8 protein-coding genes are annotated in these 6,857 nt (G+C 62.5%); 4 read left to right on the top strand and 4 right to left on the bottom strand.

From position 1 onward, the window contains the following. Nucleotides 1-86 precede the first annotated feature (86 nt). Complete coding sequence (locus ACTHNE_RS13945) at nt 87-740, bottom strand: serine/threonine protein kinase (protein WP_440269576.1); 654 nt, start codon at nt 738-740, stop codon at nt 87-89. Nucleotides 741-831: 91 nt separating this feature from the next. On the opposite strand from ACTHNE_RS13945, the gene ACTHNE_RS13940 reads away from it, so the two are divergent. After that, complete coding sequence (locus ACTHNE_RS13940) at nt 832-1,317, top strand: DUF456 domain-containing protein (protein ID WP_324941452.1); 486 nt, start codon at nt 832-834, stop codon at nt 1,315-1,317. Between the two features lie 80 nt (nt 1,318-1,397). Beyond that, the gene (locus ACTHNE_RS13935; RefSeq protein ID WP_324941396.1) at nt 1,398-3,167 is read left to right on the top strand and encodes a DUF885 domain-containing protein; all 1,770 of its coding nucleotides are present in this window, start codon (nt 1,398-1,400) and stop codon (nt 3,165-3,167) included. Between the two features lie 81 nt (nt 3,168-3,248). Here ACTHNE_RS13935 and ACTHNE_RS13930 read toward each other — a convergent pair whose 3' ends face one another. Both ACTHNE_RS13930 and ACTHNE_RS13925 read right to left on the bottom strand, forming a co-directional pair. Next, complete coding sequence (locus ACTHNE_RS13930; RefSeq protein WP_324941399.1) at nt 3,249-3,698, bottom strand: hypothetical protein; 450 nt, start codon at nt 3,696-3,698, stop codon at nt 3,249-3,251. A gap of 247 nt (nt 3,699-3,945) precedes the next feature. Next, nucleotides 3,946-4,950, bottom strand: a complete 1,005-nt coding sequence (locus tag ACTHNE_RS13925; protein WP_440269575.1) for a hypothetical protein — start codon at nt 4,948-4,950, stop codon at nt 3,946-3,948. Between the two features lie 508 nt (nt 4,951-5,458). Here ACTHNE_RS13925 and ACTHNE_RS13920 point away from each other — a divergent pair. Next, nucleotides 5,459-6,124, top strand: a complete 666-nt coding sequence (locus ACTHNE_RS13920; RefSeq protein ID WP_440269574.1) for an energy transducer TonB — start codon at nt 5,459-5,461, stop codon at nt 6,122-6,124. An 87-nt stretch (nt 6,125-6,211) separates the two neighbouring features. On the opposite strand, the gene ACTHNE_RS13915 is transcribed toward ACTHNE_RS13920, so the two are convergent. Next, nucleotides 6,212-6,493, bottom strand: a complete 282-nt coding sequence (locus ACTHNE_RS13915; protein ID WP_324941408.1) for a hypothetical protein — start codon at nt 6,491-6,493, stop codon at nt 6,212-6,214. A gap of 65 nt (nt 6,494-6,558) precedes the next feature. Between ACTHNE_RS13915 and ACTHNE_RS13910 the strand changes: the two genes are divergently transcribed. Then, a partial coding sequence (locus tag ACTHNE_RS13910; RefSeq protein WP_440269573.1) for a hypothetical protein occupies nt 6,559-6,857 on the top strand: 299 nt, incomplete at its 3' end.

The raw sequence follows: 6,857 nt of genomic DNA, 5'->3' as shown, positions 1-6,857 counted from the left end.
TAATTTTTTGGTTGGGTTTGCCCAGCTTAACAAAACTAAACTTCCTCATCGCGAACAATGGTTGGTTTACGCTGCGCTAACCCAACCTACGAGTCGCGCACTCTTCCCTTCCCCTCGTTATCCCAATACCCAAACACTCTGCGCGCGATCAACTTGTAAAGCCGCTTGCCGGTCGCGCGCCACAGGCGCGAATGCGGCGCGGGCGTATTCAACATCGCCTGCTGCCGTGCGCTCAATGCATGCGCGCAATACGTGCGCTTGTGCTTGAGCAGATGGCGCAGATCCTCGCGCGCGAGCAACCGGAACAGGCGGCCACGTTTTCCGCGCGTCCAGGCGATCTGGAAATCCACCAGCGCCGGGCCGCCATCCACGCGCACCAGCCAGTTCGGCTCCTTGGCCAGATCGTTGTGCACGATGCCGCGCCGGTGCAGTTGCGCCAGCAAGCGCAGCGCATTGCGGTAGTAGGCGGTGTCACGCGGCTGCGCCTGTTGCATCGGCCGGCCGTCGATGTAGCTACGCAGCAGTTCGCGGCCATTCCATGCCAGCAGGGCGGGCACACCGTCGATGCCTTCCAGCTTGGCCAGCGCACGCGCTTCACGCGCCGCGGCACGATGGGCGAAGGCGCGTGCCCACCAGCGCGCGGCGCGGATATCGCGGCGTATGCAGCGCACGCCGTTGCGCTCGACGATCTCGATGCGCCCCAGTTCGTCGGCCTTCAGCAGCGTGGTGGTATCTGGCACGGGTTCACCCAGTAAGTAACGCGTCCGCCGCGAAACGGCGACAGACTATTGTGGCCGATCTACTTTGCCAGGGAACCTCCGCATGTTTTTCATGGATATCGCGCTGTACGCACTGGCCATCGCCCTGATCCTGGGTGGCCTGATCGGCACCGTACTGCCAACCCTGCCGGGTATTCCGATGATCTTCGGCGGCATCTGGCTGGCGGCGGCGCTAGACGATTACCAGCATCTGGGCGTGAGCTGGCTGATCGTGCTAGGCGTGCTGGCCGCGTTCGGCGTGGCGATGGATTTCATCGCCGCCTCGCTGGGTGCCAAGCGCGTGGGGGCCAGCTCCATGGCGATCTGGGGCGCATCGATCGGCACGTTCATCGGCATGTTCCTAGGGATACCCGGCCTGATCCTCGGCCCGTTCGTGGGCGCGCTGGCCGGGGAGCTCATTTCCAGCAAAAGCGTGCTGCGTTCCGCCCACGTGGGTATCGGCACCTGGCTGGGCCTCTTGTTCGGCACGCTGGTGAAGCTGGTGCTGTCGGTGGTGATGGTGGCGCTGGCCGCCGGGGTATGGCTGCTTAATCTGTAACCAAGCTTCTGGGGCATGGCAGCAGCCCGGCCTTAGCGAATAAGCTCGCGCGACCAACCGAGCTCATAGGGATATCCATCATGAAGAAACGTCTCGCCCTGGCCGCGGCGATCGCCCTGGCTGCCACCGGATCGGCTTACGCACAAGCTACTCAGTCGCCCTCGTGGGTCGAACGCAGCAACGAGGACGCCAAGGTTCTGCTCGACGTCATCGGCGCGTTCAATCCCGAGAACGCCACGCAGATCGGCCTGACCGGCTACGACGACAAGGTCAGCGATTTCAAGCCCGATGCCGACGCACGGCAGCGCAAGGCGCTGGTCGAGGCCAAGCGCAACCTCGAAGCCAAGCTGGCTGCGGAGAAGGATCCGAACGTTCGCCAGGATCTTCAGATCATGATCAAGTCGGCAGGGTTGTCGATCGAAGGCATCGACCTCAACGACAAATACATGCTGCCCTACCAGGATATGGGCCAGCTTATTTTCAACGGCGAATTCGCACTGCTGCGCGACGAGGTGGATGCCAAGCGCCGGCCGAACGCGCTCAAGCGCCTGGAATGCTACGTGGGCACGGCGCCCGGCTGCACGCCGCTGGTCAAGCTGGCCGAAGCGCAGACCGCGGCGCGCCTGGCCGACACGCATCTGCTTGGGCCATACAAAGGCAACGTCGATCAACAGCTGTCCAACAGCCAGCGCTATGCACAAGGCGTGCGGCAGCTGTTCGGGAAATACAAACTCGACGATGCCCAGGCCAAGGCCGCACTCGATGCGCTGGATGCGCAGCTCAAGGAATACGACGCATGGGTGCGCAAGACCATCGTGCCGCGTCAACGCACCGACTTCCGCCTGCCCGAACCGCTATACGCCTATAACCTCAAGAGCACGGGCATCGATATTGCGCCCGAAGAGCTGATCAAGCAGGCGCAACTGGAATTCTCCGAGGTGCGGCAGGCGATGCAGATGATGGCGCCGATCGTCGCCAAGGAGGAAGGCATTTCCTCCACCGATTACCGCGACGTGCTCAAGGCGCTCAAAAAGCAGCAATTGGGCAAGGACCAGGTGATGCCGTGGTATCACGAGGTGATCGGCAAGATCGAAGACACCATCCGCCGCGAGCACATCGTGACCCTGCCGCAGCGCGACATGCAGATCCATGTGGCTTCCGAAGCCGAGGCGGCCTCCACGCCCGCACCGCACATGGATCCACCACCACTGGTCAACAACCATGGCGAACGCGGCACCTTCGTGCTGACCATGGGCAATCCTTCCGCCAACGGCGGCTCGGATGCGTATGACGACTTCACCTACAAAGCCGCTGCCTGGTCGCTCACCGCGCACGAAGGCCGTCCGGGACATGAGTTGCAATACGCGGCAATGGTCGAACGCGGCGTTTCCCTGGCGCGCAGCCTGTTCGCGTTCAACAGCGTGAACGTGGAAGGCTGGGCGTTGTATTCGGAAGGCGAGATGCTGCCGTACGAGCCACCGGCCGGGCAGTTCGTCACGCTGCAGCTTCGTTTGATGCGCGCGGCACGCGCCTTCCTCGATCCGATGTTGAACCTCGGCCTGATCAGCAAGGAGCGCGCGCATGACGTACTGCGCTACGACGTGGGCCTGTCCGAAGCGATGACGCGCCAGGAACTGGATCGCTACACCTTCAACAGCCCCGGCCAGGCGACGGCGTATTTCTACGGCTACATGCACCTGCAGCAGCTGCGCCTGCAGACCGAACTGGCCTTGGGCAACAAGTTCAACCACCAGGCGTTCAACGACTTCATCATCGGCCAGGGCGTGCTGCCGCCGGAGCAGATGGCCGAAGCGGTGCGGACGCAGTTCATTCCGGCGCAGAAGCAGTAACGCGTCGTTCCTGCAAAACGGGGCTCGGCGGCTTTGCTGGCAATGGAAGTCGCCGGGCTCCGGCGTTCGCCGGGGCAACGTCTAGCGTTCGATGATGAACGCTCCGAACGCCACGCCCAGGTTCCAGCCCCGCCCTTTGCCGGTCAAGGCCAGCGATACGTTGCCCTTGGTCACCACCTGGCTGTTCGCGCTGGCTTGCGCACCGGCATGCGCCTCGGCACCGCCGTAATGGCCCAACACTTGCTGGATGTCGTAGACGCCGGTGAAGCTGCCGTGTCCGTCGTCGATCTCGGTCTTGCCGAAGGTCAGGCCGCCGCCTTCAGCGCGCAAATGCACCTGCATGCTTTGCCCGTTGTCGCAGGTGACCGTGCCGCTGCCCTCGGCCCGCTTGTAGAACGCCGACCAGCCCGACAGGCGAAATTGCAGCTTGCAGTGGATGTCCTGGGCCGCCCGGGTTGGCGCCGCCAGTCCCAAACAGACCAGACACAGCGCCAAGGCTCCTGCCCCTTTGACGAAACGGTGGATGTTCATCGGTAAGCTCCCGCGTGGATCCGCAGAAATTGTGGCAAACATCACACTGTGCAGTGCGTGAAGAACGCCGTCACGCGAACTCCACGGTTCACCAAGCTCCCTATCTGGAAAATAACTGTCACGGATATCGCCTCCCCGATATCCGTTAATCCTGCAGCCCCGCACCCCCGCGGGGTTTTTTTTTGGGGTCTCCGCAAAGAAAACTCCCCCGCCTGCCTGAGGCGGGGGAGCCCGACGGCGCCTGGGGTCAATACCTCAGCGTCACGCTGCTGGATGTGGTGGATACGTTGTAGCTGCACTGCGGCGAGGTCGAGCCGACCGGGTAATCCGCGCCCCATGGCGTGCTCGAGATCTTGGTGAAAGCCGTGTTGTAGACGGCGATGCTCGAATAGGTCAGCGGCGAACTGGCCGGCAGCTGGCTGCAACTGCTGACGCCATACACCTCCATCACGCCACCGAACACCCAACGCAGGTTGCCGTAGGGGCTGGTGGTCAAGGTGGTGCTGGTGTCCTTGGTGACGTCCTTGGAGATGACTTTCCAGGTACTGCAGCTATTGGCCGCCTGGCATTGCGTGGTGCCCAGGATGGTGTCGCCCACGCTCACGTTGATCGGGCCGCTGTAGTAGGTGGTGCCGCTGACGCAGCAGTTCCAGCTCGAGAGCGTCCACACCGTGCCACTGAAGGCGCCATAGCCGAGCACCGGCTGCAGGATGCTCTGCACGGTCGGCAACTGCTCCAGTCCGGGAAAGAAATAGTCGGTCTGTCCAGACTGGTTGGTCGGCGTGCTGGGCACCTTCCAGGTCGCGACGAGCTTGCCGATGTTCACTGAGCTTGAGTAATTGGCGTCTTCCACCCAGCCGTTGATGGTGGGCTGGCGCGCCTGGATCGGCGGCATGGAGAAACTGCCGTTGGGCTCCACGCGCGAGCCGTCGAAGCGATAGTGCGGCTGCGTGCAAAGCGCCGCCTTGCGCACCAGGCCGTTGGCGGCTTGGATGCTGCCGTCCGCTTGCAGGGTTTCGCCTTCTTCCACGCGTTGCACGCAGGACGGCGAGAAAAAGCCGTTCGGCGTCACCACGTAATCGGTGGGCACGCCTTGCGGACGCACGCTCGCTTCGAATTCGCCGACCGCTTTGGGCGTGAACGTCTGCGCGGCATTGTCCGCCGCAAGTGTCGCGCCACAGGCACCGAACACGGCCATGACGACCAGTGCGCAGGCACCTTTCCAGCTTATCCGCTGTGTAGATGATTTCATGATACGCGTACTCCCTCTTTGAACATGAGTGAACGCGCTCCTTCGCATACGGAGGGTTTTTTCACCACTCGAGGTGAAGCACGACACAGATGAATTCCCCGATGGGGCAAGTCCCCGGCACGATCCTTGTCGTTCGCCCCGGCAGGCGGGGCCGGGGCACTGTCGGCGCCGGGCCGTGCACCGCCGGTGAAAAGGATGCTGTTTTTTCACGCAATTTGGACGGCTATTGCACAAACCGGAAAAGCAGGCATACGCTGGAGCCGCACCGGCCACGATCCCCCCCGTGTCCCCACACGGCGTGGCTTGGGATGCTCTGTTCCATTCTGCGTGGCGTCACCGGCCCTGTCTGTTCGCAGATCACAGGGTCACCGGCGAAGGCAGCCTGGCCGTCTGTCGAGACGATGGACCGAAGAGATGCGGACAGACAGGGCTGGTGACGCACTGCGCAGAATGGAACAGAGCATCCCGGGTGCCTACAACTCACATCGTTCTGTCAGGAGGTCGTCCTATGTCGTCCGCAGGCCTGGCTGTCGTTCGTCGTGCGCATCATCCGGATCTGGATATGAAGCGCGTTGCCGCATTGAGTGCGGCTATCACCCTCAACCTTGCTGCACTGGTCTTCGCGCTGCGTCCGTTGGCGCCGCAGTTTGCCGAAGTCGTCCAAGCCACCAAAACCACCACCATGCAGATCTTCCGGGATCCGCCACCTCCACCGCCGCCACCGCCGATCGATGTGGTGCCGCTGCAGAAATCGGTGCCGATCACCGTGCCGGTGCATGTACTGCCGAAGATGTCGCCACCGGTCATCACCGCGCCGCCTTCGACCGAGGTTTCTGACAACCCGCAACCGAGTCCGCCGCCGCAAACCGAGATACCGCCGCCGAGCATGGCGCAGGGAGTGGTGTCGCTGGCGTATCGTTCCTCGCCGCTGCACTTTCCGATCCAGGCATTGCGCATGCACATGCAAGGCACCGTGTTGCTGCGCGTACTGGTGGATGAAAGCGGCAAGCCGATCGACGTGGTGGTCGAGCACAGCAGCGGTTATTCCGTGCTGGATAGAAGCGCGCGCGAACAGGTGTTGTCGAGCTGGCGGTTCCAGCCCGCGGTCATGGACGGCCGCGCGGTGAAAGCGTGGGCGCGCGTGCCGGTTGATTTCGTGGTGCAGGATTTGTAAAGGGGGGCGAGAATCGAAAATCGGGAATCGTAATAAATGGCCGCGGCAGGCTTGCCGGAGGTTGTTTCTGCGATTCCCGATTGACGATTACGATTGCCGCGCGAGCGCCGGCTTGCGCGCAAGATGGACAATTGTCCAGACCAGACCGAACAATAGCAGCGCCGGCAACAGCACCGGCAACAGCGATAGCGCGATCAGCGGCAACACCAGCAACATCACCAGGCCGCCGATAAACAAACCGAGCGCGCCCGCAAGCAGGCCGAAGACGCCGCCGATCAGGCCAAAAGTCACCTTCAAGATCAGGCCGATCAAGGAACCGACCAGCCACAGTGCGCCCACCACCAAAGCGATTGCCATCAGTTCGATCATGTCCGTTCCTCCGACGTCGGTGCACAGTTGGATGCGCCCGTGCACGTCATGGTTTAAAGCGCTGCATGCAGTCCGGCAAAGGATTAAAAATTTGTCTGCAAAGGCTGCAATGGCACTGCCTGACCATGGTCGGTATTAAGGCAGCACTGAATAAGTATCGCCGTCGTCATGATGCCTGGAAGGCTCGCAGGGTGTGTTGCGCGGCGCCGGGAAGACTGGCCGTCTTGCCAAGCCGCGCGGCGCAGCCTGCGGGCCTTCCAGGCATCACCCATCCCTTTAAATTCACTAGTTGGGCCAGCCCTGTCTGTCCGCATGCCTTCGATCCGCCGTCTCGACAGACGGCCGGTCTGCCTTCGCCGACGGC

This window comes from Dyella sp., from assembly GCF_051954575.1.
Classification (GTDB): Bacteria; Pseudomonadota; Gammaproteobacteria; order Xanthomonadales; family Rhodanobacteraceae; genus Dyella_B.
This window is presented reverse-complemented; position numbering and strand designations above follow the sequence as displayed.